We start from the raw sequence: 24,448 nt of genomic DNA, 5'->3' as shown, positions 1-24,448 counted from the left end.
CGATGAAGAGACTTGCCGCGGCCCTCACGCTCGCCGCCGTCACGCTGACCACGCCGCCGGCGCTGGCCGAGGAGACCTCGAACCAGGTCACCGACTTCACCCTCGACAACGGCATGGAGGTCGTGGTCATCGAGGATCACCGCGCTCCGGTCGTCGTGCACATGGTCTGGTACCGCGCCGGCTCCGCCGACGAGACCGCCGGCACCTCCGGCGTCGCGCATTTCCTCGAGCACCTGCTGTTCAAAGGCACCGAGACGATGGAACCCGGCGAATTCTCCAAGGTCGTGGCGCAGAACGGCGGCACCGACAACGCCTTCACCTCCTTCGACCAGACCGCCTATTTCCAGCGCATCGCCTCCGATCGGCTCGGCCTGATGATGCAGATGGAGGCCGACCGCATGGTCAATCTCCAGCTCGACGAGCAGGACATCCTGACCGAGCGCGATGTCATCATTGAGGAGCGCAACATGCGGGTCGAAAACGATCCCTCCGCGCTCATGCGTGAGCAGATGGGCGCCGCGCTCTATCAGAACCACCGCTACGGCGTGCCGATCATCGGCTGGCGCCACGAGATGGAGGCGCTCGACCTCGAGGCCGCCACCAGCTTCTACGAGCGCCACTACGCTCCCAACAACGCCATCCTGATCGTCGCCGGTGATATCACCCCCGAAGAGGTGCGCGCGCTGGCCGAAGAGCATTACGGCCCCATTGCCGCCAATCCCGAGGTCGGCGCCCCGCGCCTGCGCCCGCAGGAGCCGCCGCAACTGGCCGAGCGCCGGGTGGTCTACCGCGACCCGCGCGTCGCCCAGCCCTACCTGTTGCGCCGCTACCTCGCCCCCGAGCGCGATCCCGGCGACCAGCGCACAGCCGCCGCGCTCACCCTGCTCGACCAAGTGCTTGGCAGCGGCCAGACCTCGGTGCTGAACCGCGAGTTGCAATTCGACAGCCAGGTCGCGCTCCACACCGCGAGCTATTACGACGGCACCTCCTATGACGAGTCGAGCTTCACACTGGTCGTGGTGCCCGTCGCCGATGTTAGCCTCGAGGAAGCCGAAGCGGCGCTCGACGCGGCCCTGCACCGCTTCCTCGAGGAGGGCGTCGATGCCGACCAGCTCGCCCGCATCAAGTTCCAGCTCAACGCCGACCTGGTCTACCAGCAGGACAGCACCCAGTCGCTGGCGCGGCGCTACGGCAACGCGCTGACCTCGGGGCTGACCATCGAGGACGTGCAGGACTGGCCCGAGCTGCTGCAATCGATCACCGCCGAAGAGATCGTCGAGGCCGCCGCCCGGGTCTTCGACCGCAAGCAATCGGTCACCGGCTACCTGATGGCTGAAGAGACGGCCGACGCCCCCCAGCATGAGGTCTCGCAATGAAACCGCTTCTCGCCGCCGTCTTCAGCCTGTTCTTCGCCGCCCCCGCGCTGGCGGCCACCGACATCCAGACCGTCGAGACCCCGATGGGTTTCACCGCCTGGCTGGTCGAGGAGCCCTCGATCCCCTTCACCTCGCTCGAGATCCGCTTCCGGGGCGGCACGTCGCTCGACGCCCCCGACAAGCGCGGCGCCACCAACCTGATGGTGGGCCTGCTCGAGGAGGGCGCCGGCGATCTCGATGCCCGCGGCTTCGCCGAGGCCCGTGATGGGCTCGCCGCCAGCTTCCGCTACGATTCCGGCCCCGATTCGATCTCGGTCTCGGCGCGCTTCCTGACCGAGAACCGCGACGAGGCGGCGGCCCTCCTGCGCGAAAGCCTGGTCAACCCGCGCTTCGATGAAGATGCCATCGAGCGTGTCCGCGCCCAGGTGCTCTCCGGCATCCGCAGCGATGCCCGGGATCCCGACGCCATCGCCAATGCCCGCTTCGACGCGATGGTGTTCGGCGATCACCCCTACGGCTCACGGCCGGAAGGCACCGAGGAGAGCGTCACCGCCCTGACCCGCGACGACCTGGTCGCCGCCCACCAGGCCGGCATGACCCGCGACAAGGTCTACATCGCCGCCGCCGGAGACATCTCCGCCGAGGCGCTCGCCACGCTGATCGACGAGCTGCTGGGCGACCTGCCCGCCACCGGCGCCCCCCTGCCCGCCGACATCGCTGCCGAGACCACCGCCGGGGTCACCGTGGTGCCGTTCGAGACGCCGCAATCCGTGGCGATGTTCGGCCATGCCGGCATCGCCCGCGACGACCCGGATTTCTTCCCGGCCTACGTCCTCAACCAGATCCTCGGCGGCGGCGGCTTCGAGGCGCGACTGATGACCGAGGTGCGCGAGAAGCGTGGTCTGACCTATGGGGTGTACTCCTACCTCGTGCCGATGGACCACTCGGCGCTCTACCTGGGCCGCGTCGCCTCCGCCAATGACCGCATCGGCGAGGCGATCTCGGTGATCCGCGACGAGTGGCGCAAGATGGCCGAAGAAGGCGTGACAGAGGCCGAGCTCGAGCAGGCCAAGACCTACCTCACCGGCGCCTACCCGCTGCGCTTCGACGGCAACGGCCCGATCGCGCGCATCCTCGTGGGCATGCAGATGGACGGGCTCACCCCGGACTACGTCACCACCCGCAACGCCGAGATCGAGGCGGTCAGCCGCGACGACATCGCCCGCGTCGCCGCCCGGCTGCTGCAGCCCGAGGCGCTGCGCTTCGTGGTGGTCGGCCAGCCCGAGGGCCTCGAAGACAGCCCCGGCCAATAGCCGGTGCGCGCCCGTCCCGGCGCCCCCCTTGCGCTTCTCTTCGTCAAAAATACTCCGGGGTGAATTGGCCCAACGGGCCAAGAGGGGCAGCGCCCCTCCCCCAAACCCAACCGCGCCAAACAGAACGGCCGGCCCCTTCAAGGGACCGGCCGTTTTGCTTGTCGCGAGGAAAGCCCGCAAGGGCTTGAGGAGCGCTCCCGCCCCGACCGGCCTCAGTGACGGAAGTGGCGCATGCCGGTGAACACCATCGCCAGACCGGCCTCGTCGGCCGCCGCGATGACCTCGGCGTCGCGCATCGAGCCGCCCGGCTGGATCACCGTGGTGGCACCCGCCGCGGCGGCCTCGAGCAGGCCGTCGGCAAACGGGAAGAACGCGTCGGAGGCCACAGCCGACCCCTTGGCCAGCGTCTCCGGCAGGCCCAGCGCCTCGGCCATGCGCTCGGATTTCTTCGCTGCGATCAGCGCCGAATCGAGCCGGCTCATCTGGCCCGCGCCGACGCCCACCGTAGCGCCATCCTTGACGTAGACGATGGCGTTCGACTTGACATGCTTGGCCACCTTCCAGGCAAAGAGCAGATCCTCGAGCTCGGCCTCGGAGGGCTGCCGCTTGGTCACCACCTTCAGGTCCTCGAGCCCGATCCGCCCGACATCCTTGTCCTGAACCAGGAAGCCGCCGGCCACCTGGCGGTAGGTCAGGCCCGGCGCGCCGGGGTTGGCGACGCCCTCGGTGGTCAGCAGGCGCAGGTTCTTCTTCCTGGCGAAGATCTCCTTGGCCGCGTCATCGGCGCCCGGCGCGATCACCACCTCGGTGAAGATCTCGGCGATCGCCTCGGCGGTCTCCGCGTCGAGCTTCATGTTGAGCGCCACGATGCCTCCGAAGGCCGAGGTGCGGTCGCAGTCGAAGGCCTTCTGGTAGGCTTCCTTGAGCGTCGCGCCCTTGGCCACGCCGCAGGGGTTGGCGTGCTTGATGATGGCGCAGGCCGGACCGTCGGCGGGCAGGAATTCCGAGACCAGCTCGAAGGCGGCGTCGGTGTCGTTGATGTTGTTGTAGCTCAGCTCCTTGCCCTGGTGCTGCACCGCGTTGGCGACGCCCGGACGGTCCGAGCCATCGCGGTAGAAGGCCGCCTGCTGGTGCGGGTTCTCGCCGTAGCGCAGGGTCTGGGCCAGCTCGCCGGCGAAGGCGCGGCGGCGCGGTGCCGCCTCTTCCAGCGCGCCGGCCATCCAGCTTGAGACCGCGGCGTCATAGGCGCCGGTGCGGGCATAGGCGGTGAGCGCCAGTTTCTGGCGGAAGGCGTAGGAGGTGGCGCCGCCATTGGCGTCGAGCTCGGCCAGCAGCGGCTCGTAATCGGCGATGTCGGTGACCACGTTGACGAAGGCGTGGTTCTTGGCCGCAGCACGGATCATCGCCGGGCCGCCGATGTCGATGTTCTCGATGCAGGTGTCGTAATCCGCGCCCTTCGCGACGGTGGCCTCGAACGGGTAGAGATTGACCACCAGCAGGTCGATCTCGGGGATCGCGTGGCCCTGCATCGCCTCGACATGGGCGGCGTCGTCGCGCAGCGCCAGCAGGCCGCCGTGGATGCGCGGGTGCAGGGTCTTGACCCGACCGTCCATCATCTCGGGAAACTCGGTGACCTCGGCCACGTCCTTGACCGCGATGCCTTCGTCGCGCAGCGCCTTGGCGGAGCCGCCGGTGGAGAGGATCTCGATTCCGCGCTCGGAGAGGGCACGGCCAAGATCGATGAGGCCGGTCTTGTCGGAGACGGAAATCAGCGCGCGGGCGACTTTGTGCAGGTCAGGCATACGGATCGGGTTCCCAGATGGTTCAATGCGTCGGCTCCGCCTCGTCCATGACCACGTCGCGCAGGGCGATCGCGGTGTCCTGCGTCTTGGCCAGGGACCAGCGGATGCGCGTCGCATACTCCATCGCGCGCCCGGATAAAACGATCTGTTTGGTCGCGCGGGGCCGCAAACGGCCTTTTTCGAGGTAAACCGACGGCTCCAGCGTCAACCGGGGCCCGGGATCGTGGCGAAACACCCAGACCTCGCCCGAGCGCAGCGCCAGCGACACCGCGGTGCCGCCCATGTCGAGCGCCGCATCGACCTCCGGGTGCAGGTGGAAACGCAGCTGCCACGGCAGCCCGCTCAGGGTCGCGGCATCGAGCCGGCGGTCGAAGAGGCGCTTGTCGGCATCGTCGAGGGTGATCAGCATGTCCTCGCCCGCCAGGCCGCGCCCGTCGAGGCTCAGCTCGAGGATGCGCGCATGGGTCAGGCCGTGGGTCCGGCGGTAGCCGTCATGGCCCCCCTCGAAGCGCAGTCCGTCCTCGACATGGCCGATCTCCACCGGAACGTGACGCGGCCCGTCTTCGAGCAGCTCGCGCGGCCCGTCCCCGGCCCGCCCCGGCGTCGCCAGCCGGCCGCTGGAATAGCCGTCGAGGCACAGCGTCGAATGCGACGGCGTCGCCCGGCCGGCGCGACGCCAGTCGGCACCGAAGCCGGCGCCCGAGCCGCAGCTCACCACCACCGGACGCCGGCCCGAGGTGAGCTCGAAGGCCAGGGTCGAGGCATGGGCATCGAAGGAGGCGGCGCCGCTCGGTGGCGGTGCCGCGTCGACGATCAGGCTGCTGCGCCCGGCCGAGAGCCGCGCATAGCCCATCGCCAGCCCCTCGGCCTGGCGCCGCTTGACGCCCGAGGCCGCAAGCGCCTGGTCGAGCCGCCCGTCGAGCCCGCGACCGCCTCCCTGGAACCGGGCCAACCCGCCATCGGCATGGCGCAGCGCCCGCAACGTCGGCGCGATGCGCGCGATGGCGGCGAGATGCGCCTCCTCGGCGTGCTGGTCCTCGTCCTCGAGCGCCGCGCGCGCCCAGGTCAGCAGGGTGAAGACCTCGAGCAGCTCCTCGGGATTGCGGGTCGGGATGCCGCCCCGCGCATCGACCTGGCCGGCGCATTCGACGCCAAGCGCCCGGCGCGCGGTCTCGGCATGTCCGCCCATGCCCTCGAAGGAGAGCCCGGCATAGAGCAGCCCGGTCAGCGCCTCGAACCGCGCCAGCCCCGGCGGCGCGCTCTGCCAGCGCCGCGCCAGGAAGATGGTCTGCGCCGCCAGCGCCCGGTAGAGCGCCGCGGCCTGATCGGCCTCGGCGCCGCGCAGCAGGAACAGCGCATGATGGATGCTGCGGATCAGACGCCGCCCGGCCGCTTCCGGCGTCCAGCCCTCACCGGTGCCGCGGCCGTAGCGCTCGATCCAACCCCAGACCCAGTCGCGCGCGAGCAGCCGGGCCCGGGCGTCGCCCACCGCCGCGAGGTCGTCGAGCCAGCGGAAGCCGTGGATCTCCTCCTCCCAGGCCGGATCGGGCGGGGCGATGTCCCAGATCATCGTGCCCTGAGCTTCGACGAGATGGCCGGCGAACATCAGGTTGCCGGCACAGAGTTGGCGGCCGCGCGCGAAGCTGCCGGTGCTGCGGGGTTCGGGCTGCGAGACCAGGGCCGAACCCGGACGGGCGCGCGCCGCGAGACGCGCGTGCAGACGGTTCAGGAACCGCGTCACCGCGGTGGACCAGTTGCCCCTGTTCGACATGCCCTCTCGTGCCTCGTGCCCGATCTGTGCCGGCTCTTCGTTGCCAAAGGTGTAGCGAAGCGCGGGGCGCGAGTCACCTTGCAATGCGGCGCTCAGCCCGGTTTGCGCAGCACTGCCATGTAGAAGCCATCCATGCCGCCGCGCTCTGCCCAGAAATCGGGCCGCAGCCGCAGGCCGCCCTCCTGCGAGCGCCAGCCGTCCTCGAGCCCTTCGGCCTCCGGGCGCAGCACCTCGAGCCCGGGATGGCGCGCCAGCGCCTCCTCGACCTGGCATTCGCCCTCGTCGGGGATCAGAGAGCAGGTGCAGAACACCAGCCGCCCGCCGGGAGCCAGCAGGCCGATGGCATGGTCGATCATCGCCGCCTGCAGCCCGATCAGCTCGGAGATGCCCTCGCCCTGCTTGGCCTGCGGCAGGTCCGGGTGGCGGCGGATGGTGCCGGTGGCCGAGCATGGCGCGTCGAGCAGGATGGCATCGTAGCGGCCCGCGTGCTCCAACGCATCGCCGGTGACGGTCCGGGCGTCGAGCCCGGTGCGGGCAAGGTTCTCGCGCACCCGGCCCATGCGGGCCTCCGAGAGATCCAGCGCGGTGACCTTCGCCCCGGCCGCCGCCAATTGCATGGTTTTGCCGCCCGGAGCGGCGCACATGTCGAGGACACTCAGACCCGTCACGTCGCCCAGCAGCCGCGCCGGCAGCGCCGCCGCGGCGTCCTGCACCCACCATTCGCCGGTGTCGTAGCCCGGCAGCGCCGAGACCTGTCCGGCGCTGGCGAGCCGCACCGAGCCGGTGGGCAGCAGCGTGCCGCCGAGTGCCGCCGCCAGCGCCCCCGCATCGCCTTTCGCGCTGAGATCGAGCGGCGCGCCGGCGAGATGCGCTGCCTCCATCGCCGACACCGCCTTGTTGCCCCAGGCCGCCGCCAGCGGCTCGCGCAGCCAGCGTGGCAGGCGCGGCACCCGCAGGGTGGGCCATTTCGCCGGCGCTTCTTCGGTGAGCTTGCGCAGCACCGCGTTGACCAGCCCCTTCATGGTCTGGGTCTTGCGGTCGCCGGCGACGATCTGGACGCAGTCATTGACCACCCCGTGCGCCGCGCCGCCGGTGGCCAGCTCCCAGGCGCCGAGCCGCAGCACGTTGCGCACGAAGAGCGGCGGTGCCTTGCGCAGATGCGGCTTCAGCAGCCGGTCGCAGCGCTCGAGATTGCGCAGCACCTCCAGCGCCATGCGCTGCGCGGCGGCGCGGTCGGGGGCGGGCATCGCCTCCCAGGCGGGGCCGGACATGGCGTCGGAGAGCAGACGTCCCTGGCCGAGCACCTGGCCGAGCAGCGCCACGCTCTGGGCGCGGGCGGTGGGAATGGGCGGCATGGAGGTCTCTCCCCGGGTTGTCTCGCTGGGCTGGCGGGCCCTATATCAGGGGGGACCAGACGAGGAAAGCGCCATGACCGACGAGACATCCGCCCGCAAGGACCTGCCCGCCGCCGCGCAGCGCGCGCTGGCCGAGGCCGAGGAGCGCCGCGCCGCGGCCGAGGAGGCGGCGCGCAAGGCGCCCGCGCCGAAGGAATACGGTGGCCGCGACGGGCTCGATCCGGCGCGCTACGGCGACTGGGAGAAGAAGGGCATCGCGATCGACTTCTGATCGTGACGGTTGCTTGAGGGGTTGCGCGGGCTGGCGCCCGCGCCCGGGTGGTGAGGCGCTGCGCCTGTCGCACCGGAGGTGCGCCAACAAAGGGAAGAGAGGGGCGCTGCCCAGGCCCGGCGGAGGCGCGCCCCTGAGGAGGATGGAGGGGCGCTGCCCCTATTGGCCTGCGGCCAATTCACCCCGGGATATTTCTGGCCAGAAGAAACCGGGGGCGGGATGCGTGCGACGAGCGGCGCGCCCCTGCCGGTTCGGCTCAGTCGGTGAGGCCGAGCACGTCGAGCATGTCGTATTCTCCCGGGGCCTTGTCCTGGCCCCAGAGCGCCGCCTTCAGCGCGCCTCGGGCGAAAAGGGCGCGGTCGGAGGCGATGTGCTTGATCATGATGCGCTCGCCGGCGGCGGCGAAGATCACCTCGTGCTCGCCCACAACGTCGCCGCCGCGGATGGCGTGGAAGCCGATATCGCCGCGCTTGCGCTTGCCGGTGATGCCATCGCGGCCGCGGTCGGAAACATCGTCGAGCGCCACGCCGCGGCCCTCGGCGGCGGCCTCGCCCAGCATCAGGGCGGTGCCCGACGGCGCGTCGACCTTCTGGTTGTGATGCGCCTCGACGATCTCGATGTCCCAGTCCTCGTCGAGCGCCGCGGCGACCTGGCGGGTGACCTTGGTAAGCAGGTTGACGCCGAGCGACATGTTGCCTGCACGCACGATCACCGCGTGGCGGCCGGCGACGTGGATCTTCTTGAGATCTTCGGCATCGAGCCCGGTGGTGCCGATCACGTGTACCGCGCGGGCCTGCGCCGCCAGCTCGGCAAAGGCCACCGTGGCCGCCGGCGCGGTGAAATCGATCACCGCCTGCGCCTTGCTGAACGCCTCGAGCGCATCGTCGGTCACGGTGACGCCGATCTCGGTGCCGCCCATGCAGGTCCCGAGATCGCGCCCCACCCAGTCGTGGCCCGCCCGCTCGACCGCGCCGACCAGCGCCAGCCGGTCGCTTTTCTGCAGCTCGCGCACCAGCATCTGGCCCATGCGGCCCGACACGCCCGTCACAACAACGCCCGGCTTCTCGGTCATCCTGATCTCCAGTTCTTCCTGTTGACGCCTCCTTAGCGCGCAGCGTCCCGCTTGGCAAAGGGGCGGGCAAGGACTAAGTGGGAAGACATGGGCAAGAACAGATTCCAAGACGGTCCCGGACCGAGCCAGAGACAGCTCCGCGTCGGCGAACTCATTCGCCGCACGCTTTCAGAGGTGCTGACCCGCGGCGACATCCACGACCCCGAGCTCAACCGCCTGTCGATCACCGTCGGCGAGGTCACCGTGTCGCCCGACCTCAAGGTCGCGACGGCCTACGTGGTGCCGCTGGGCGGCGGCAACGCGGAGGAGATGTTCGATCTCCTGAAGCGCAACAAGTCCGAGCTGCGCCGCGCGGTGTCCAAGGGGCTGACGCTGAAATTCGCCCCCGAGCTGCGCTTCCGCCTCGACGAGACCTTCGACCGGCTGGACGAGACCCGGCGGCTGTTCTCGCAGGATGCGGTGCGCCGCGACGTGGAGGACTAGGCCGGTGCGCGGCGTTCTGGCCGCGGCCACGGCGCTGATCCTCGCGGCGCTGCCGCGGCCCGCCGCGGCGGTGGGCTGCGAACCGCTCGAATATTCCGGCAACCGCTACACCGTCTGCGAGGTCGCCCCGGCCCGCGAGGAGCTGCGCACCTTCCTCTATACCGGCGACGGCGCCCCCTGGGGCCAGTTCACCGCCATCGACAACGCCCTGCGCCCGCAGGGCCGCCGCCTCGCCTTCGCGATGAATGCCGGGATGTATCACGAGGATCGCGCGCCGGTCGGCTATTACGTCGAGCGCGGCGACGAGGAAATGCGGGTGATCTCGAGCGCCGGCCCCGGCAATTTCGGGCTGCTGCCCAACGGCATCCTCTGCATCCGCCGCAACCGCGCCGATGTCATCGAGACCCGCGCCTTCCTGCGCCAGCGCCCGAACTGCCGCTACGCCACGCAATCGGGGCCGATGCTGGTCATCGACGGCGCGCTGCACCCGCGCTTCCTGCCTGACAGCACCTCGCGCTACATCCGCAACGGCGTCGGCACCTCCGCCGACGGCACGCGCGCAGTCTTCGTCATCTCCGAGACCGCGGTGACCTTCCACGAGTTCGCCTCGCTGTTCCGCGACGAGCTGAAGCTGCCGCAGGCGCTGTTTCTCGACGGCAACGTCTCGCGTCTCTACGCCCCCGAGGTCGGGCGGCGCGACATCGGGCGCATGATGGGGCCCATCGTCGGCGTCGTGGAGCGCGACGAGTAGCCACCGGCGGGACGCAGCGGCGCCTTTCCCTTGCACCCGCTGCCCCCGCGGCCTACCTCGATGGGGCAGCAACGCGGAGCCCCCATGAACCGACCCCTCGACAGCCTGACCCAAGCCCTTCTGGATGCCGCCGCCAAGGCCGGCGCCGATGCCGCCGACGCGCTCGCCGTCGAGGGCAGCTCGACGGAGATCGACGTGCGCAACGGCACGCTCGAGCAGGCGGAGCGCTCGGAGGGCACCGATATCGGGCTCAGGGTGTTCATCGGGCGGCGCAGCGCGGTGGTGTCCTCCTCCGACACCAAGGACAGCACCATCGCGACCATGGCCGAGCGCGCCGTGGCGATGGCCCGAGAGGCGCCGGAGGATCCCTATGCCGGGCTCGCCGATCCCGACCAGCTGGCGCGCGACTGGGACGTCGAGGCGCTTGAGATGTGCGACCCGTCCGATGCGCCCTCCCCGGCCGAGCTGCAGGACGACGCCTGCGCGGCGGAAGCGGCGGCGCTGGCGGTCGAGGGAATCGCGCAGGTGCAGTCGGCCTCGGCGGGCTACGGGCGCCGGCACGTGCATCTAGCTGCCAGCAACGGCTTCTCGGGCGGCTACTGGCGCAGCTCGCGCTCGCGCTCCTGCGTCGCCATCGCCGGCACCGGGCTCGAGATGGAGCGTGATTACGACGGCGACAGCCGCACCTTCCAGTCCGACCTGCGCGGCGCGGAGGAGATCGGCCGCCGCGCCGCCGAGCGCGCGCTGGAGCGTCAGAACCCGCGCCGCCCCAAGACCGGCGCCTACCCGGTGCTCTTCGATGAACGCATCGCGGCCTCGCTGATCGGCCATCTGATCGCCGCCGCCAATGGTGGCGCGGTGGCGCGTGGCGCCTCGTGGCTGCGCGGGGCCATCGGCGAGGAGGTGCTGCCGAAGGGGCTGTCGCTGGTCGAGGACCCGCACCGCCCGCGCATCCCCGGCTCGCGCCCCTTCGACGCCGAGGGCCTGCCGACGCAGGCCCGCGCGCTGGTCGAGGATGGCGTGCTGACCGGCTACACGCTCGACCTCGCCAATGCCCGCAAGCTCGGCATGACCCCCACCGGCAACGCCGCGCGCGGCACCAGCGGCGGGCCGTCGCCGACCTCGTGGAACCTCGCGCTGACGCAGGGCACGCAGAGCCGCGCCGAGCTGATCGCGCAGATGGGCTCGGGGCTTGTCGTGACTTCGATGATCGGCGCCACGATCAACCCCAATACCGGCGATTACTCGCGCGGCGCGGCGGGGATCTGGGTCGAGAACGGCGAGGTCGCCTACCCGGTCTCGGGCGTGACCATCGCCGGCAATCTGCGCGACATGCTACGCCGGATCACCCCGGCCAACGACGCGCGCGGCTGGCTGTCGCGCGTGGTGCCCTCGCTGCTGGTGGAGGGGCTCACCCTTGCCGGAGAGTGATCTCGCGCTGCTGACCCGCGCCGCCTGGCGCGCCGCCGAGACCGCGACCCGCTATATCGGCGGCGAGATGAACGTGCGCCACAAGGCCGCCGATGGCAGCCCCGTGACCGATGCCGACATGGCGGTGAACGCGGTGCTCGAAGAGGTGCTGCGCAGCGCCCGGCCCGGCTATGGCTGGCTCAGCGAGGAAAGCGCCGACGATCCGGCGCGGCTCGGGGCCGAGCGGGTGTTCATCGTCGACCCCATAGACGGCACCCGCAGCTTCATCGAGGGCTCCGACAGCTGGGCGCATTCGCTCGCGGTGGCGCAGGACGGCGAGATCACCGCAGCCGTGGTGTTCCTGCCGATGCGCGAGCGGCTCTACAGCGCGGCACTCGGCGAGGGCACCCGGCTCAACGACGCCGAGGTGCATGCCAGCGAGGTGGCGACGCTCGAGACCGCCGAGATCCTGGCCACCAAGCCCTCGATGCAGCCCGATCACTGGCGCAGCCCGATGCCGCAGCTCAAGCGCAGCCACCGGCCCTCGATCGCCTACCGGCTGGGCCTCGTCGCCGAGGGCCGCTTCGACGCCATGCTGACCCTGCGGCCCTCGTGGGAATGGGACATCGCCGCTGGCGCGCTGCTGCTTTCGGAGGCGGGAGCGATGATCAGCGACCGCAGAGGCCAGCGCATCCGCTTCAACGCCGCCCACCCCAAGCATGACGGCGTGGTCGCCGCCAACCCGGCGCTGCACGGCGCCATCCTCGACCGCCTGCGCCCCAGGGGCTGATCCGGCCTGCCCCCGCGGCGCGCCTCCGGGCGGGAAAAGGCTGCAATTTTCGGAAACTTCTGCCCATCTGCCCGCGCGCTCGGCGCTTGACCTCGGCGGGCAGGATCGTAGGTTGCCCCCGTCTTCACCTGAAAGGTCAGAGCATGGTTCAACGACTCCACCTCGTGTTCGGCGGCGAACTCGTGACCCCGGAAAAGAACGTCTTCAAGAATGTCGACGAGCTGCACATCGTCGGGATCTTCCCCGACTATGCCAGCGCCCACGACGCCTGGAAGGCCGAGGCGCAGCGCACCGTCGACAATGCCCACATGCGCTACTACATCGCCCACCTCCACCGCCTGCGCGACGAGGAGGCAGAGGCCTCGACCACCGAGGAACTCGGCTGACCCCCTTGCCCCGCAAGCCCTTCGCGCTCTCGGCCTATCTCGCCTCGGCGCGCGGCCGCGCCACCGCACAGCCATCGGTGGTGCCGCGGCCTGACGGCCCGCTGATCTGGATGCATGCCGCGCGGCTCGACAGCGCCCGCGCGCTGGCGGCGCTCGCCACCCGCATCCGCGCCCAACGCGACGAGATATCGGTGCTGCTGACCTGGCACCCCAGCGTGCCGGCACAGCCTTGGCCCGGCTGCATCGGCCAGCCCCTGCCCGCCGACACCGTCGCCGACGCCCAGAGCTTCGCCGCCCACTGGCGGCCCGACATCGGCCTCTGGACCGGGCAGACGCTGCAACCGGCGCTGCTGTCGCGGCTCTCCGACAGCGGCACAAGGCTGGTGCATCTCGATGCCGGCAACGATCCCTGGCACGTGCCGGGACCGGTCTGGCTGCCCGACTGCACCACCGCGACGCTGGCGCTGTTCGACCGCATCTTCTCGATCGACGACATGGCACACCGCCGCCTGCGCCGGTTGGGCCTCGCGGATGAGCGGCTGCGCCGCGCCGGTCCGCTGAGCGAGAGCGCGCCACCGCTCGATTGCGCCCCCGAGCTGCACGAGGAGATGGCACAGCTGCTCTCGGGCCGTCCGGCCTGGCTGGCCGCCCGGGTGCGCGCCGACGAGGCAGCCGAAATCCTGCAGGCGCATCGCCGCGCCATCCGCCTCGCGCACCGGCTGATCCTGTTCATGGTCCCCGCCAGCCGCGAGGATGGCGCCGAGATCTGCCGCATCGCCCGCGCCTCCGACCTGCGCAGCGTGTCGTGGGACAATGGCGAGATGCCCGACGAGAACACCCAGGTGCTGGTCACCGAGGACGATTCGGAGCTCGGGCTCTGGTATCGCCTCGCCCCCATCGTCTTTCTCGGCGGTTCGCTGCGCCCCGGCCATGGCGGAGAGGATCCGCTTGCGGCCGCCGCCCATGGCGCGGCGCTGCTCTACGGGCCCAATGTCGGGCGCCACCTGTCCGCCTATACCCGGCTCGTCGAAGCCGGTGCCGCCCGCATCGTGCGCGATTTCGACAGCCTCGCCTCGGCGGTCTCGCAGCTCGTTGCCCCCGATCGCGCCGCCGCCATGGCTCATGCCGGCTGGGACGTGGTCAGCCAGGGCGCAGCGCTGACCGACGAGGTGATCGCGCAGGTGTTCCGCTGGCTCGACGGCGAGGACGACCCGCGCGACGATACCGGCGGCCGCGATGCCGGGGAGGCCGCCTGATGCGCCCGCCCGCCTTCTGGTACACCCCCGCCGCGGAGCCCGCCCTGCCGGCCCGCCTGTTGGCGCCGCTCGGCGCCCTGACCGCCCGTGCCACCGCGCGCCGGATCTCTGCCCCCGGCGCAAAGGTGGGGGTGCCGGTGATCTGCGTCGGCAACCTCAACGCCGGCGGCACCGGCAAGACCCCGACCGTGATCGCCCTGATCGAGCGGCTGAGCGCCCGCGGCAAAGCGGTGCACGTGGTCTCGCGCGGACATGGCGGCCGGCTCGAGGGGCCGGTGCGGGTCGAGCCTATGGGTCACGGCCCCGAGGATGTCGGCGACGAGCCGCTGCTGCTCGCCGCCTTCACCCCGGTCTGGGTGGCGCGCGACCGCGCCGCCGGGGCGCGGGCGGCGGTCGAGGCCGGGGCGCAGGTCATCGTGATGGATGACGGGTTCCAGAACCCGGCGCTGGCCAAGGATCTCTCGATCATCGTGGTCGACGCCGCCAAGGGCTTTGGCAACGGGCGCTGCATGCCCGCAGGCCCCCTGCGCGAGCCCGTGGAGGCCGGCCTCGCCCGCGCCGACCTCGTGCTCTCCATCGGCCCTGCCGCCGCCCAGAGGCGCTTCTCCGAGGCCTGGCAGGCGCAGATCCCCCTGCCCCACCTGACCGGCCACCTCGCCCCACTGCAGACCGGCATGGACTGGGACGGCCTGCCCGCCTTCGCCTTCGCCGGCATCGGCCACCCGGAGAAGTTCTTCGCCACGCTGAAGGGGCTCGGTTCCGAGCTGCGCGGCACCACCGCGCTTGACGATCACCAAACCTTCACGCCGCAGTTGCTGACCCGGCTCGAGACCGATGCCGCCCGGCTTGGCGCCCAGCTCGTCACCACCGAGAAGGATGCGGTGCGCCTGCCGGCGGCGTTCCGCCCCAAGGTGCTGACCCTGCCGGTGCGGCTGCAGATCGACGATGATTCGGCGCTGGCACAGGCGCTCGACCGGCTGCTTGCCTGAGACGGGCCGCTGCAAGGCTGGAAGGAGCGGTAAGGGCGCCCTACTCGGCGGCCAGCGGCTTGTCCTGATCGCGATGCCCGATGGCGGCGATCTCGGCCACCACGCCGCGCAGCACCCGCCGGAAGGCCTGGAAATCGGCACTGGGACGGATTCGCGCCTCGTCCATGTAGACCGAGCGGTCGATCTCGATCTGGATCGCGTGCTGCTGCCGCGACGGCCGGCCATAGGCCTGCGTCACGTAGGCGCCGGCAAAGGGCGCGTTGCGCACCACCGAGAGCCCCGCCCGCACGAAGGCCGCCTCGACCCGCGACACGATTTCCGCTGAGGCCGAGGCCCCGAACCGGTCGCCGATGACGATCTCCGGCCGCCGCGCCGAGTTGCGCGCCACGCCGTCGACCGCCTCGTGCGGCATCGAGTGACAGTCGATCAGAATCGCCTCGCCAAACTGGCTGCGCGCGCTCTCGATCAGCTCGCGCAGCTGCGCATGGTAGGGATGCCAGTAGCGCGTGATGCGGCGCTCGGCCTCGGCCAGGGGCATCTTGCCGCGATAGATCGCCCGCCCGTTCGACACCACCCGCGGCACCACGCCAAGCCCGCTGGCGACGCGTGGATTGTGGCCACCGCGGCGCACCCCCTCGATCAAGGCCGGGTCGAGCTCGTCGGGGGCGCGGTTGAGGTCGATGAAGGCGCGCGGCGCCCCGGCGCGCAGCAGCGGCGCCCCGAATTGCGGCGCGCAGTCGAACAGTCGGTCGACGAAGGCATCCTCGGAAGAACGGATCGCATGCTCGTCGAGCACGGTGTTGCGCAGGAAGCTCCACGGGTAGTCGCGCCCGGAATGCGGCGAGGCGAACACGGCGCAGGAGGTGGCCGCCTCCGGCAGATCGAGATGAAAGGCGACTTTTGGCATTCGTCCTCCTGGTGGCTATAGTTTAGCGCGATTTCCCCGAGGGCAAAAAGCCTGTTTTCTTCGCGGGATGGAAACCGGCATTCTTTGCCAGAAAAGCCCTTGCCACCATCTCCGACTCCACTTATAGAGCGCTCCACCGGCGCGGTTCTCCCCGCGCCCCACTTACTTCTGGGGCACGGAGACACGGGTATCGCGCAGGCCATGAGAGGGCGGTTAGCTCAGCGGTAGAGCACTACGTTGACATCGTAGGGGCCACTGGTTCGATCCCAGTACCGCCCACCATGGTCCTTATTCACCACCTCCGCGGGGTCGCGCCCACGGTAGGTCCCGCAACGCCAGGCGCTCGCGCGCCGCGACAAGAGGAGAGACCATCATGAAGGTCGCAAACTCGCTCCGCTCGCTCAAGAAGCGCCATCGTGACTGCCGCGTTGTGCGCCGCAAGGGCCGCGTCTACGTGATCAACAAGACCCAGCGTCGTTTCAAAGCCCGCCAGGGCTGAATCGATCGCCTTAGATCGGGCACACCGATCACGAGAAATTTGAAAGGGCCGCCCATTCGGGTGGCCTTTCTGCTTTCCGAATGCGCGCATTCCACGGCTCGGCGTTCCCGCCATCCGCTGCCCGGCCCCTGCCGTCCAGACCTCAGCGCGCCGCCCGCTCAGCAAGCACATCCTCCCCCCCCTCGGCTCAGCCCGATGTCTCCACCGCGACGCGGTAGCTCAGCCGGGCCGCCACCGGCGGGCCGTAATAACCGCCCTCCACCGGCATCGTCGCCCCCTGCTCCGGCGCCGCGCAGAGCGCCACGTGGCCGTCTCGCACCCGGGTGCCGTGGGTCGGATCGAATCCCTGCCAGCCCGCCTCCGCCAGCCAGACTTCCGGCCAGGCATGCAGGTGACGCCGCCCGTCGACGCTCTCCGCCTGCGCCTGGTAGCCGCTGACGAAACGCGCCGGCAGGCCCATCAGGCGGCAGCAGGCAATGAAGAGCACAGCCAGGTCGCGGCACGCCCCCTGCGCTCGCTCCAGCGTCTCTTGCGGGCTCTGGGCATAGCCCTCCTGGCGGATGTGGCGGTCGGTGCGCCGGTAAAGCGTGCCGGTCAGCGCGTCGAGAAACCCCATCGCCTGCCAGCCCGCCGCCTCGGCCAGCGCCCCCGCGAAAGCCCGCACCTCCGGCCCCGGATCGCGCCCCAGCAGGCACTCGCCCGGCGCCTCCGAACGGCAGGGCCAAGGCAGCAGCGGCAGCCCCCCTGCCCCTGGGGCACCGGCCTCCCGCGTCTCGATCTCGAACTGGCTGTCGATGCGCAGCAGGTCGCTCCCACCCGGCCCGAACTCCACCAGCACCAGCGGGTTGCCGAAGGCATCCATCACCTCGCGCATCACCGCGGGCTCCGGCGCGATCACCAGCCCGCGCGAGAGCACCCGGCCGCCATCGCCGCGCGGCGTCAGACGCAGCCTGTGCGGCGCCAGAACCACCGGCCTGTCGTAGCTGTAGATGGTTTCGTGTCGGACCGAGAACCGCATCGCCGCCCCTCCCTGGCTTCGCCCCGAGAGAAGCACCGATCCCGGCCCCGCGGCCAGCCCCAACGCCGCCGGCGCGGCACCGGGCCGCAAGCGGTGCTCAGAGCCGCGGCACCGCCAGCGCCTCGGCGCCGTCGCGCACCGCCTGCAGGAAGGCGCCGATGCGGGCGGGATCCTTCACCCCGGGCGCCGATTCGACCCCGGAGGACACATCCACCTGCCGCGCCCCGGTCATCGCGATGGCCTGTCCGACATTGGCCGGGGTCAGCCCGCCGGCCAGCATCCACGGGCAGGGCCAGCGCCGCCCGGCGATCAGCCGCCAGTCGAAGGCGAGGCCGTTGCCGCCTGGCAGCGCCGCGCCCTTCGGCGCCTTGGCATCGACGAGGATCTGGTCGGCGACCTTGCCATACTCGAGCAGCGCCGGCAGGTCCTCCTCGCTCGCCACGCCCACCGCCTTCATCACCGGCAGGCCGTAACGCGCACGGATCTCGGCCACCCGCTCGACGCTCTCGCGGCCGTGCAGCTGCAACATGTCGAGCGGCACCTCGGCGAGGATCTCGTCGAGCAGATCATTCCCGGCATTGACCACGAGCCCGACCTTGGCGAGCCCCACCGGCGCCGCCAGCGCCAGCGCGCGCGCCTGCGCCACCTTCACATGCCTCGGGCTCTTCGGAAAGAACACGAAGCCTGCGTAGCTCGCCCCGGCCTCCGCCGTCGCCGCAACGTCCTCCGGCCGGGTAAGGCCGCAGATCTTGACGCGAATCTCGCTCATGGCATCGCCCTCTCCGGCCCGCGCGCGAGCCCCTGCCTTCTCTGGTTCAAAAATACCTCGGGGGAGTCGCAGCCCTGCTGCGACGGGGGCAGCGCCCCCTCTCCTGCCCCGCGCCATCCCACGCGGCGCCCGGGCGCCAGACGCCCCCGGACGGCTCACGCCGGGATCAGGCGCTCTGGTCGAGGATCGCCAGGACCTCGTCCTTGTCCTTGTCGCGCTCGGCCTGGGTCTTCTTCAGCTCGCGCTCGAGCTTGCGCACTTCCGCCTTGCGCTCCGAGGCCGCGGCCCGGTGCTTGTGCTCGCGCAGCCATTCCCAGACGAAGCCGATCAGCAGACCCGCGACGATGCCGCCGAAGAACACCAGGAACAGCGGCAGGTTCAGGCTCTGCTGGAATTCCAGCAGCGTCGCGATGTCGGGCGGCAGCAGCTTGAGCTCCACCATCGAGCGGTTGGCCAGTGCAATGGCCACGAGGACGATCGCGAGAACGCCCAGGAACGCATAGCGAATGTAACGCATGTCTTGTCTTACTTTCCGTTCAGCCGGTCACGAAGCAGCTTGCCCGTCTTGAAGAATGGCACGTGCTTCTCCTCGACTTCAACCGCTTCTCCGGTGCGGGGGTTCCGCCCGAGCCGCGCGTCGCGTTTCTTGACCGAGAAGGCGCCGAATCCGCGCAGTTCGACCCGGTCGCCCCGGGCCATGGCATTGGTGATCTCCTCGAAGATCGTGTTCACGATCCGCTCCACATCCCGTTGGTAGAGATGCGGGTTCTCCTCCGCGATCTTCTGGATCAATTCCGATCTGATCATCCTCGCACATCCCCTCAAAGCGTCTTGTCGCGCTTATCACGTTCTACGACACTTCCCGCTCTAGCGCCAAATGGAAACCGGCTGATCACGTGGAAAAGCATTGGAAAGCAGCACTTTGTCGGCCCACATCGGGCCGAGCGGCCGATCGGCGCCGCGCTATGGCGATGCTGCAGCGCGGAAACATCTCGGTTTCAAAATGCGATTCGCCTGCCTCGCTCAGTCGCCCTCCCCGGCCCGCCCCTGTCCGAACAGTGTCAGGAACAGCGTGGTGAAGAAGCCGCCGAAGGCGCTCTCGACCAGCGATACCGCCGCCGGCAGCAGGTCCTCGCTGCCGATGAAGCCGGTCTCGTAGCTCCAGAGCACGAAGGCGTTGCCCGCCACATAGGCCAAGAAGAGGATCGACATCAGCGCCAGGAAGAGCCCGCTCACCCTGCGGCCGCGCGGGCCCTTGCCCAGCCCCACCGATTTCACCACCACGCCGACATAGATGCCGAAGACCGGCAGGAACACCGCGATGGTCGAGACATAGGTCTCGATCTTGGTGATCCGGCTCTGCAGGTAAACCGCGCAGAACGAGACGAAAGCCACGTGCATGATGACCACCAGGAGAGCAAAGAGCGCCCGGGCGCTGCGCTGATACATCTCACTCGCCCCCGATCCGGCCATCCGCGAGCGCGCCCGAGACCGCCGACATAAGCCCCTGTCGGAAGGCCTCGAAGCCGGGGTCTCGGTCGAGCGACTGGAAGCCGTCTGTCGGCTTGCGACGGTCCCCCGGCCAGCGCCGGATGGCGGTGATCGGCATGTCGACGCTGAGCTCGTAGAGATCGCCCGTGGGGTTCGTCGGGGAGAGCTCGAGATAGGCCTCCTCCCAGTGCCCGGCCCGCCCCGTCAGTGCGCCGTCCGGAAACAGCAGCCGCGCCGTGAGGCGACCGCGCTCGGCGGTGACGGCGCAGGTCTGCCGCGGCGTGGTCTCGCACGGGAGCCCGGTGGCGATCTCGAGGGCGGCCACCAGCGGCGCGCGCAGCGGCAGCGCGCCGGCGTCGCGAATGGCGGCGAATTGCACCGCGGTGAGGCGCAGTTGCGCCGGCAGCGCCCCGGCACCGATCCCGACCCGGATCGCGGCGATCTCCGCCCCGCCCATCTGGCGGAGCGCGACGACCACGTCGGCCTCGTATCCCGGCAGGGTCTCGCCGCAATAGGCCACGATCTCGCGACCCTCCAGCTTCTCGACCACGCCATGGAGGCCGAATGGCGCACCCTCCCCGCCCAGCGGATCGACATATTGCCGCTCGAAGGGATCGCCCGGATCACAGGGCGCCATGCGCTCCAGCGGCAGCTGCGCCAGCAGCGCCTGCATCTCTGCCTCGCGGCTCTTTGCCACGACGGCGATGACCGTGCCGGTCTCGCAGCCGCCATCGCCGCAGACGAAACTGCCATCGCAGAGCTCCGTCAGGCGGGGATCGTCGTAGATCTCGTTCCAGTGTCGCTCGCAGTGGCGCGCGCTGCGGCTCATGGACTCGGGATCGAAGGGCGTGACCATGTCGAGCGACTGGCCGGTGCTGCAGCTCGGCAGCGCAAGAAGCAGCGCGGCGGCGATGGGGCGGATCGGGAAATCGGGCATGGGGCAATGGCTTGGCGTGACAATGCCGCGAGCCTGCGCATGCAACCCTAAGCAGTCAAGCGCCAGCGCGATCACCGGCGCACAACCTGCAAAAAGCCCCGCCGGATCTCTCCGGCGGGGCCAATCTCTTCAGCATGTCAGCGCCTCAGGCTCAGTTGTCGCCCTTGAGCGCTGCGCCGAGGATGTCGCCGAGCGATGCACCCGAGTCGGACGAACCGTACTGTTCCACGGCTTCCTTCTCTTCGGCGATCTCGCGTGCCTTGATCGACAGGCCCAGACGACGGGTCTTGCTGTCGATGTTGGTGACGCGGACGTCCACCTTGTCGCCCACCGAGAAGCGCTCGGGGCGCTGCTCTGCGCGGTCGCGCGACAGGTCGGAGCGGCGGATGAAGGACTTCATGCCCTCGTATTCCACCTCGATGCCGCCATCTTCGATCGCGGTGACCTCGACGGTCACGATCGAGCCGCGCTTCACGCCGCCGACCGCGTCAGCGAACTTGTCGCCGCCGAGTGCCTTGATCGAGAGCGAGATGCGCTCCTTGTCGGTGTCCACTTCGGTGACAACGGCCTGAACCACGTCGCCCTTGCGGTACTCCTGGATGGCTTCCTCGCCGCGCTGGTCCCAGCTGAGGTCGGAGAGGTGCACCATGCCGTCGATCTCGCCGTCGAGACCGATGAACAGGCCGAACTCGGTGATGTTCTTGACCTCGCCCTCGACCTGCGTGCCCTCCGGGTGGGTCTCGGAGAAGACTTCCCACGGGTTGCGCATGGTCTGCTTGAGGCCGAGCGACACGCGGCGCTTGGCCGGGTCGATCTCGAGCACCATGACGTCCACTTCCTGCGAGGTGGAGACGATCTTGCCGGGGTGCACGTTCTTCTTGGTCCAGGACATTTCCGAGACGTGAACGAGGCCCTCGACACCCGGCTCCAGCTCCACGAACGCACCGTAATCGGTGATGTTCGTGACGCGGCCCTTGTGGACCGATGCCAGCGGGTACTTGACCGCAACCAGATCCCACGGATCTTCCTGCAGCTGCTTCATGCCGAGGGAGATACGGTGAGTGTCCTTGTTGATCTTGATGACCTGGACCTTCACGGTCTCGCCGATCGACAGGATCTCGGACGGGTGGTTGACGCGACGCCATGCCATGTCGGTGACGTGCAGCAGGCCATCGACGCCGCCCAGGTCGACGAACGCACCGTATTCGGTGATGTTCTTGACCACGCCGTCGACCGTCTGGCCTTCGGACAGGTTGGCGATGACTTCGGCACGCTGCTCGGCACGCGATTCCTCGAGGATCGCACGACGCGAGACAACGATGTTGCCACGGCGACGGTCCATCTTGAGGATCTGGAACGGCTGCTTGAGGCCCATGAGCGGGCCGGCGTCGCGCACGGGGCGCACATCGACCTGGCTACCGGGCAGGAAGGCAACGGCGCCGCCGAGGTCGACGGTGAAGCCACCCTTGACGCGGCCGAAGATCGCACCTTCGACGCGGGCGTCGTCGGCATAGGCCTTCTCGAGACGGTCCCATGCCTCTTCGCGGCGGGCCATCTCGCGGGAAATCACGGCTTCGCCGCGGGCGTTCTCGGCCGCGCGGAGGAAGACTTCCACTTCGTCACCAACGGTGATCTCGGGAGCTTCGCCGGGATTTGCGAATTCTTTGAGATCGACGCGGCCTTCCATCTTGTAGCCGACATCGATGATGGCCTGGCCCGCTTCGATCGCGATGACCTTGCCTTTGACAACCGAACCTTCGTCCGGGGTGTCCATTTCGAGGCTTTCATTAAGGAGGGCCTCGAATTCCTCCATGGTTGCGTTAGCCATGTGGCGTTCTGTTCCTTTACAAACGGTTTTCTGGCCGGGCGGTTGTCTCCGCCGGTCTTGGCTGCCACCCGCCTGAAACGGGCAACGTTGGTCGGTACTGGCGCTACAAAACAAAGAGGGCCGGTGTGATTCCGACCCTGCTCACCTCCCTGTCCGCAGCTTTGCGCCTGTCTTGACGTCGCGCGATATACCCCCAGGCGCCCGGCGGATCAAGCCCCGAGCGGCGTCAAACCCCGCCCAGGCAGGGTTTCGCGGCGATTTCCGCCGCCGCGAGGAGCGCCCGCACGGGCGCGAGGAGCCGCTCGGCGCCTCAGCAATAGTTCTCCGGGCCGATCCATTGCGCCCGCGAGTAACGGTCGCCGTGGCACCAGCCGATCGGCAGAACCGCCTCGATCCGGGCCATGTCCTCGGGCGTGAGGCTGGCCTCGGCGCCCTGCACCAGCTCGCGGAAATGGCCAACCGAGCGGGTACCCGGGATCGGCAGCACGTGATCGCCCCTGTGCAGGGTCCAGGCGATCGCCAGCCCCGCGGCGCTCAGCCCCATCTCGGCGGCCAGCGCCCGGAACCCCGCCACGATCTCGAGATTGCGGCTGTAGTTCGGCTCCATCATCCGCGGATTGCTGGCCAGGAACGGGTTGCCGGCGATGCGCTCGCGGTCGATCGGATCGTCGGTCAGCAGCGAGCGCCCCACCGGCGAGAACGCCACCAGCGCCACGCCCAGCTCGGCGCAGGCCTGCACCATTCCCATCTCGGGCAGGCGGGTGGAAAGCGAGTATTCCGCCTGCACCGCCGCCACAGGATGCTCGCCATGCGCCAGCCGCAGGGTCGCGGGCGCGATCTCGGAAAAGCCGATGCTGCGGCATTTGCCCTTCTCGACCAGCCGCCCCATCGTGCCGGCCACCTCCTCGGCCGGGATCTCGGCCTGGTAGCGGTGGACGTAGAACAGGTCGACGCAGTCCAGTCCAAGCCGTTCGAGCGACTTGTCAAGCTCGCCCTCCATATGCGCCAGCGAGTTGTCGAAGCGGCGATTGCCCTCGGCATCTGTCGTGATGCCCGCCTTGGTGGCGATGTGCAGCCCCTCGCGCGCGCCCGGATTGACGCGGAGCCATGCCCCGATGGCGCGCTCGGACCGGCCCATGCCATAGACGTTCGAGGTATCGATATGGCGTACGCCCAGCTCATGGGCGAGGTCGAGGATGGCCTGAGAGTTCTCCTCCATCGTGGCGCCGTAGAAATCGGCGAAGGACATCGCCCCGATGCCGAGGCAGGAGGTCTCGAGTGTTCCGATGGTCCGTGTCTTCATGCCGTCTCTCCGTCGCTGCGTTTGGCCGCGACCGCGGCGATGGCCTGGGCCACCGCGGTGGCGATATCCAGTGTCGATGTGTCGAGGATCACCGCGTCCTCGGCCGGCCGCAGCGGCGCGTCGGCCCGCGAGGCATCGCGGTGATCGCGCTCCTTGGTGTCGGCCAGCACGGTGTCGTAATCGGTCTCGGCCCCGCCCGCCCGCAGTTCCTCGAAGCGCCGCCTTGCGCGCACCTCGGCGCTGGCGGTGACGAAGAGCTTGGCCTCGGCCTCGGGGCAGATCACCGTGCCGATGTCGCGCCCGTCGAGCACCGCGCCGCCCGCGCGCCGGGCGTAGGCGCGCTGGAAATCGACCAGCGCCGCGCGCACCTCGGGAATCGCCGCCACCTTGCTCGCCGCCTGTGCCACCGCCGCCGTGCGCAGCCCCTCGGCCTGCAGATCCTCCGCCACCAGCGCCCGCGCCGCCTCGATCGGCTCGATGCCGTCGAGCATGCGCTTGCCCACGGCGCGATAGAGCAGCCCGGTGTCGAGATGCCCGACGCCGAAATGCGCCGCGACGGCCTTGCTGATGGTGCCCTTGCCGGCGGCTGCCGGCCCGTCGATGGCGATGGTGAAGCTCATGGCGCGGCCTCCTTGATCCGTCCCGCCGTTATGGCGAGCGCCGCCCGGGGC

General features: G+C 69.9%; 25 protein-coding genes and 1 tRNA gene. 12 read left to right on the top strand and 14 right to left on the bottom strand.

Features of this window, described 5'->3' with window-relative positions; translation table 11 throughout:
- Positions 1–2: 2 nt before the first annotated feature.
- Positions 3–1,376 carry a M16 family metallopeptidase gene (locus KUV62_RS10860; protein ID WP_222603710.1) on the top strand — a complete coding sequence of 458 codons (1,374 nt, stop codon included), beginning with the start codon at positions 3–5 and terminating at the stop codon, positions 1,374–1,376.
- Entirely contained in the window at positions 1,373–2,689 is a 1,317-nt protein-coding gene (locus KUV62_RS10855; protein ID WP_222603709.1) for a M16 family metallopeptidase, read from the top strand. The genes KUV62_RS10860 and KUV62_RS10855 overlap by 4 nt, the downstream gene beginning before the upstream one ends.
- Positions 2,690–2,901: 212 nt before the next feature.
- Here the strand turns inward: KUV62_RS10855 and purH are convergent, their stop codons facing one another.
- The 3 genes from purH to KUV62_RS10840 form a co-directional block, all read right to left on the bottom strand.
- Positions 2,902–4,491, bottom strand: coding sequence for a bifunctional phosphoribosylaminoimidazolecarboxamide formyltransferase/IMP cyclohydrolase (gene purH, locus KUV62_RS10850; RefSeq protein WP_222603708.1), 1,590 nt, complete (start codon positions 4,489–4,491; stop codon positions 2,902–2,904).
- A 22-nt stretch (positions 4,492–4,513) separates the two neighbouring features.
- Positions 4,514–6,262: a heparinase II/III family protein gene (locus KUV62_RS10845; protein ID WP_222603707.1), complete on the bottom strand. Its 1,749-nt coding sequence runs from the start codon at positions 6,260–6,262 to the stop codon at positions 4,514–4,516.
- Positions 6,263–6,354: 92 nt separating this feature from the next.
- Entirely contained in the window at positions 6,355–7,617 is a 1,263-nt protein-coding gene (locus tag KUV62_RS10840; protein ID WP_222603706.1) for an RsmB/NOP family class I SAM-dependent RNA methyltransferase, read from the bottom strand.
- Positions 7,618–7,690: 73 nt separating this feature from the next.
- Here KUV62_RS10840 and KUV62_RS10835 point away from each other — a divergent pair, with 73 nt between their 5' ends.
- On the top strand, positions 7,691–7,888 hold the full coding sequence (locus KUV62_RS10835) for a DUF1674 domain-containing protein (protein ID WP_222603705.1): 198 nt from the start codon (positions 7,691–7,693) through the stop codon (positions 7,886–7,888).
- A gap of 256 nt (positions 7,889–8,144) precedes the next feature.
- Here the strand turns inward: KUV62_RS10835 and dapB are convergent, their stop codons facing one another.
- Positions 8,145–8,960 carry a 4-hydroxy-tetrahydrodipicolinate reductase gene (gene dapB, locus KUV62_RS10830; RefSeq protein WP_222603704.1) on the bottom strand — a complete coding sequence of 272 codons (816 nt, stop codon included), beginning with the start codon at positions 8,958–8,960 and terminating at the stop codon, positions 8,145–8,147.
- Between the two features lie 87 nt (positions 8,961–9,047).
- Between dapB and rbfA the strand changes: the two genes are divergently transcribed.
- The 7 genes from rbfA (at position 9,048) to lpxK (ending at position 15,025) form a co-directional block, all read left to right on the top strand.
- A complete protein-coding gene (rbfA, locus tag KUV62_RS10825) occupies positions 9,048–9,443 on the top strand; it encodes a 30S ribosome-binding factor RbfA (RefSeq protein WP_222603703.1) in 396 nt (131 codons plus the stop codon).
- Between the two features lie 4 nt (positions 9,444–9,447).
- Complete coding sequence (locus tag KUV62_RS10820; protein WP_222603702.1) at positions 9,448–10,194, top strand: phosphodiester glycosidase family protein; 747 nt, start codon at positions 9,448–9,450, stop codon at positions 10,192–10,194.
- An 84-nt stretch (positions 10,195–10,278) separates the two neighbouring features.
- Entirely contained in the window at positions 10,279–11,625 is a 1,347-nt protein-coding gene (locus KUV62_RS10815; RefSeq protein ID WP_222603701.1) for a TldD/PmbA family protein, read from the top strand.
- Entirely contained in the window at positions 11,612–12,394 is a 783-nt protein-coding gene (locus KUV62_RS10810) for a 3'(2'),5'-bisphosphate nucleotidase CysQ (protein WP_222603700.1), read from the top strand. The genes KUV62_RS10815 and KUV62_RS10810 overlap by 14 nt, the downstream gene beginning before the upstream one ends.
- Before the next feature lie 143 nt (positions 12,395–12,537).
- A complete protein-coding gene (locus KUV62_RS10805; RefSeq protein ID WP_040544225.1) occupies positions 12,538–12,780 on the top strand; it encodes a DUF4170 domain-containing protein in 243 nt (80 codons plus the stop codon).
- 5 nt (positions 12,781–12,785) lie between these two features.
- The gene (locus KUV62_RS10800) at positions 12,786–14,036 is read left to right on the top strand and encodes a 3-deoxy-D-manno-octulosonic acid transferase (protein ID WP_222603699.1); all 1,251 of its coding nucleotides are present in this window, start codon (positions 12,786–12,788) and stop codon (positions 14,034–14,036) included.
- Entirely contained in the window at positions 14,036–15,025 is a 990-nt protein-coding gene (lpxK, locus tag KUV62_RS10795) for a tetraacyldisaccharide 4'-kinase (RefSeq protein WP_222603698.1), read from the top strand. The genes KUV62_RS10800 and lpxK overlap by 1 nt, the downstream gene beginning before the upstream one ends.
- 40 nt (positions 15,026–15,065) lie before the next feature.
- Here the strand turns inward: lpxK and KUV62_RS10790 are convergent, their stop codons facing one another.
- The gene (locus KUV62_RS10790) at positions 15,066–15,932 is read right to left on the bottom strand and encodes an N-formylglutamate amidohydrolase (protein ID WP_222603697.1); all 867 of its coding nucleotides are present in this window, start codon (positions 15,930–15,932) and stop codon (positions 15,066–15,068) included.
- 207 nt (positions 15,933–16,139) lie between these two features.
- Between KUV62_RS10790 and KUV62_RS10785 the strand changes: the two genes are divergently transcribed.
- Together KUV62_RS10785 and ykgO are read left to right on the top strand one after the other, a co-directional pair.
- Positions 16,140–16,214: transfer RNA gene (locus KUV62_RS10785), tRNA-Val, on the top strand.
- Positions 16,215–16,305: 91 nt separating this feature from the next.
- The gene (gene ykgO, locus KUV62_RS10780) at positions 16,306–16,431 is read left to right on the top strand and encodes a type B 50S ribosomal protein L36 (protein ID WP_007792261.1); all 126 of its coding nucleotides are present in this window, start codon (positions 16,306–16,308) and stop codon (positions 16,429–16,431) included.
- Positions 16,432–16,618: 187 nt separating this feature from the next.
- Here ykgO and KUV62_RS10775 read toward each other — a convergent pair whose 3' ends face one another.
- The 9 genes from KUV62_RS10775 to KUV62_RS10735 form a co-directional block, all read right to left on the bottom strand.
- Complete coding sequence (locus tag KUV62_RS10775) at positions 16,619–17,449, bottom strand: transglutaminase domain-containing protein (protein ID WP_222603696.1); 831 nt, start codon at positions 17,447–17,449, stop codon at positions 16,619–16,621.
- Positions 17,450–17,546: 97 nt separating this feature from the next.
- The gene (locus KUV62_RS10770; protein ID WP_222603695.1) at positions 17,547–18,218 is read right to left on the bottom strand and encodes a phosphoribosylanthranilate isomerase; all 672 of its coding nucleotides are present in this window, start codon (positions 18,216–18,218) and stop codon (positions 17,547–17,549) included.
- Positions 18,219–18,384: 166 nt separating this feature from the next.
- A complete protein-coding gene (locus KUV62_RS10765; RefSeq protein ID WP_222603694.1) occupies positions 18,385–18,735 on the bottom strand; it encodes a lipopolysaccharide assembly protein LapA domain-containing protein in 351 nt (116 codons plus the stop codon).
- Between the two features lie 8 nt (positions 18,736–18,743).
- The gene (ihfB, locus tag KUV62_RS10760; RefSeq protein WP_007792271.1) at positions 18,744–19,025 is read right to left on the bottom strand and encodes an integration host factor subunit beta; all 282 of its coding nucleotides are present in this window, start codon (positions 19,023–19,025) and stop codon (positions 18,744–18,746) included.
- A 216-nt stretch (positions 19,026–19,241) separates the two neighbouring features.
- On the bottom strand, positions 19,242–19,667 hold the full coding sequence (locus KUV62_RS10755) for a hypothetical protein (protein WP_222603693.1): 426 nt from the start codon (positions 19,665–19,667) through the stop codon (positions 19,242–19,244).
- Position 19,668: 1 nt separating this feature from the next.
- Positions 19,669–20,646, bottom strand: coding sequence for a hypothetical protein (locus KUV62_RS10750; protein WP_222603692.1), 978 nt, complete (start codon positions 20,644–20,646; stop codon positions 19,669–19,671).
- A gap of 151 nt (positions 20,647–20,797) precedes the next feature.
- Positions 20,798–22,474, bottom strand: coding sequence for a 30S ribosomal protein S1 (rpsA, locus tag KUV62_RS10745; protein ID WP_222603691.1), 1,677 nt, complete (start codon positions 22,472–22,474; stop codon positions 20,798–20,800).
- Positions 22,475–22,784: 310 nt separating this feature from the next.
- On the bottom strand, positions 22,785–23,777 hold the full coding sequence (locus tag KUV62_RS10740) for an aldo/keto reductase (RefSeq protein WP_222603690.1): 993 nt from the start codon (positions 23,775–23,777) through the stop codon (positions 22,785–22,787).
- The gene (locus tag KUV62_RS10735) at positions 23,774–24,397 is read right to left on the bottom strand and encodes a (d)CMP kinase (RefSeq protein ID WP_222603689.1); all 624 of its coding nucleotides are present in this window, start codon (positions 24,395–24,397) and stop codon (positions 23,774–23,776) included. The genes KUV62_RS10740 and KUV62_RS10735 overlap by 4 nt, the downstream gene beginning before the upstream one ends.
- Positions 24,398–24,448: the final 51 nt, after the last annotated feature.

The organism is Salipiger bermudensis (assembly GCF_019801965.1).
Lineage (GTDB): Bacteria > Pseudomonadota > Alphaproteobacteria > Rhodobacterales > Rhodobacteraceae > Salipiger > Salipiger bermudensis_A.
This window is presented reverse-complemented; position numbering and strand designations above follow the sequence as displayed.

Bases quoted from the DNA above. Each gene is read 5' to 3' on its own strand.
- KUV62_RS10860 (WP_222603710.1), top strand. From the start codon at position 3: ATGAAGAGACTTGCCGCGGCCCTCACGCTCGCCGCCGTCACGCTGACC.
- rpsA (WP_222603691.1), bottom strand. From the start codon at position 22,474: ATGGCTAACGCAACCATGGAGGAATTCGAGGCCCTCCTTAATGAAAGC.
- KUV62_RS10750 (WP_222603692.1), bottom strand. From the start codon at position 20,646: ATGCCCGATTTCCCGATCCGCCCCATCGCCGCCGCGCTGCTTCTTGCG.
- lpxK (WP_222603698.1), top strand. From the start codon at position 14,036: ATGCGCCCGCCCGCCTTCTGGTACACCCCCGCCGCGGAGCCCGCCCTG.
- KUV62_RS10790 (WP_222603697.1), bottom strand. From the start codon at position 15,932: ATGCCAAAAGTCGCCTTTCATCTCGATCTGCCGGAGGCGGCCACCTCC.
- purH (WP_222603708.1), bottom strand. From the start codon at position 4,491: ATGCCTGACCTGCACAAAGTCGCCCGCGCGCTGATTTCCGTCTCCGAC.
- KUV62_RS10770 (WP_222603695.1), bottom strand. From the start codon at position 18,218: ATGAGCGAGATTCGCGTCAAGATCTGCGGCCTTACCCGGCCGGAGGAC.
- KUV62_RS10755 (WP_222603693.1), bottom strand. From the start codon at position 19,667: ATGTATCAGCGCAGCGCCCGGGCGCTCTTTGCTCTCCTGGTGGTCATC.
- KUV62_RS10815 (WP_222603701.1), top strand. From the start codon at position 10,279: ATGAACCGACCCCTCGACAGCCTGACCCAAGCCCTTCTGGATGCCGCC.
- ykgO (WP_007792261.1), top strand. From the start codon at position 16,306: ATGAAGGTCGCAAACTCGCTCCGCTCGCTCAAGAAGCGCCATCGTGAC.
- KUV62_RS10840 (WP_222603706.1), bottom strand. From the start codon at position 7,617: ATGCCGCCCATTCCCACCGCCCGCGCCCAGAGCGTGGCGCTGCTCGGC.
- KUV62_RS10735 (WP_222603689.1), bottom strand. From the start codon at position 24,397: ATGAGCTTCACCATCGCCATCGACGGGCCGGCAGCCGCCGGCAAGGGC.
- KUV62_RS10805 (WP_040544225.1), top strand. From the start codon at position 12,538: ATGGTTCAACGACTCCACCTCGTGTTCGGCGGCGAACTCGTGACCCCG.
- KUV62_RS10835 (WP_222603705.1), top strand. From the start codon at position 7,691: ATGACCGACGAGACATCCGCCCGCAAGGACCTGCCCGCCGCCGCGCAG.
- rbfA (WP_222603703.1), top strand. From the start codon at position 9,048: ATGGGCAAGAACAGATTCCAAGACGGTCCCGGACCGAGCCAGAGACAG.
- KUV62_RS10845 (WP_222603707.1), bottom strand. From the start codon at position 6,262: ATGTCGAACAGGGGCAACTGGTCCACCGCGGTGACGCGGTTCCTGAAC.
- KUV62_RS10740 (WP_222603690.1), bottom strand. From the start codon at position 23,777: ATGAAGACACGGACCATCGGAACACTCGAGACCTCCTGCCTCGGCATC.
- KUV62_RS10775 (WP_222603696.1), bottom strand. From the start codon at position 17,449: ATGCGGTTCTCGGTCCGACACGAAACCATCTACAGCTACGACAGGCCG.
- dapB (WP_222603704.1), bottom strand. From the start codon at position 8,960: ATGACCGAGAAGCCGGGCGTTGTTGTGACGGGCGTGTCGGGCCGCATG.
- ihfB (WP_007792271.1), bottom strand. From the start codon at position 19,025: ATGATCAGATCGGAATTGATCCAGAAGATCGCGGAGGAGAACCCGCAT.
- KUV62_RS10855 (WP_222603709.1), top strand. From the start codon at position 1,373: ATGAAACCGCTTCTCGCCGCCGTCTTCAGCCTGTTCTTCGCCGCCCCC.
- KUV62_RS10765 (WP_222603694.1), bottom strand. From the start codon at position 18,735: ATGCGTTACATTCGCTATGCGTTCCTGGGCGTTCTCGCGATCGTCCTC.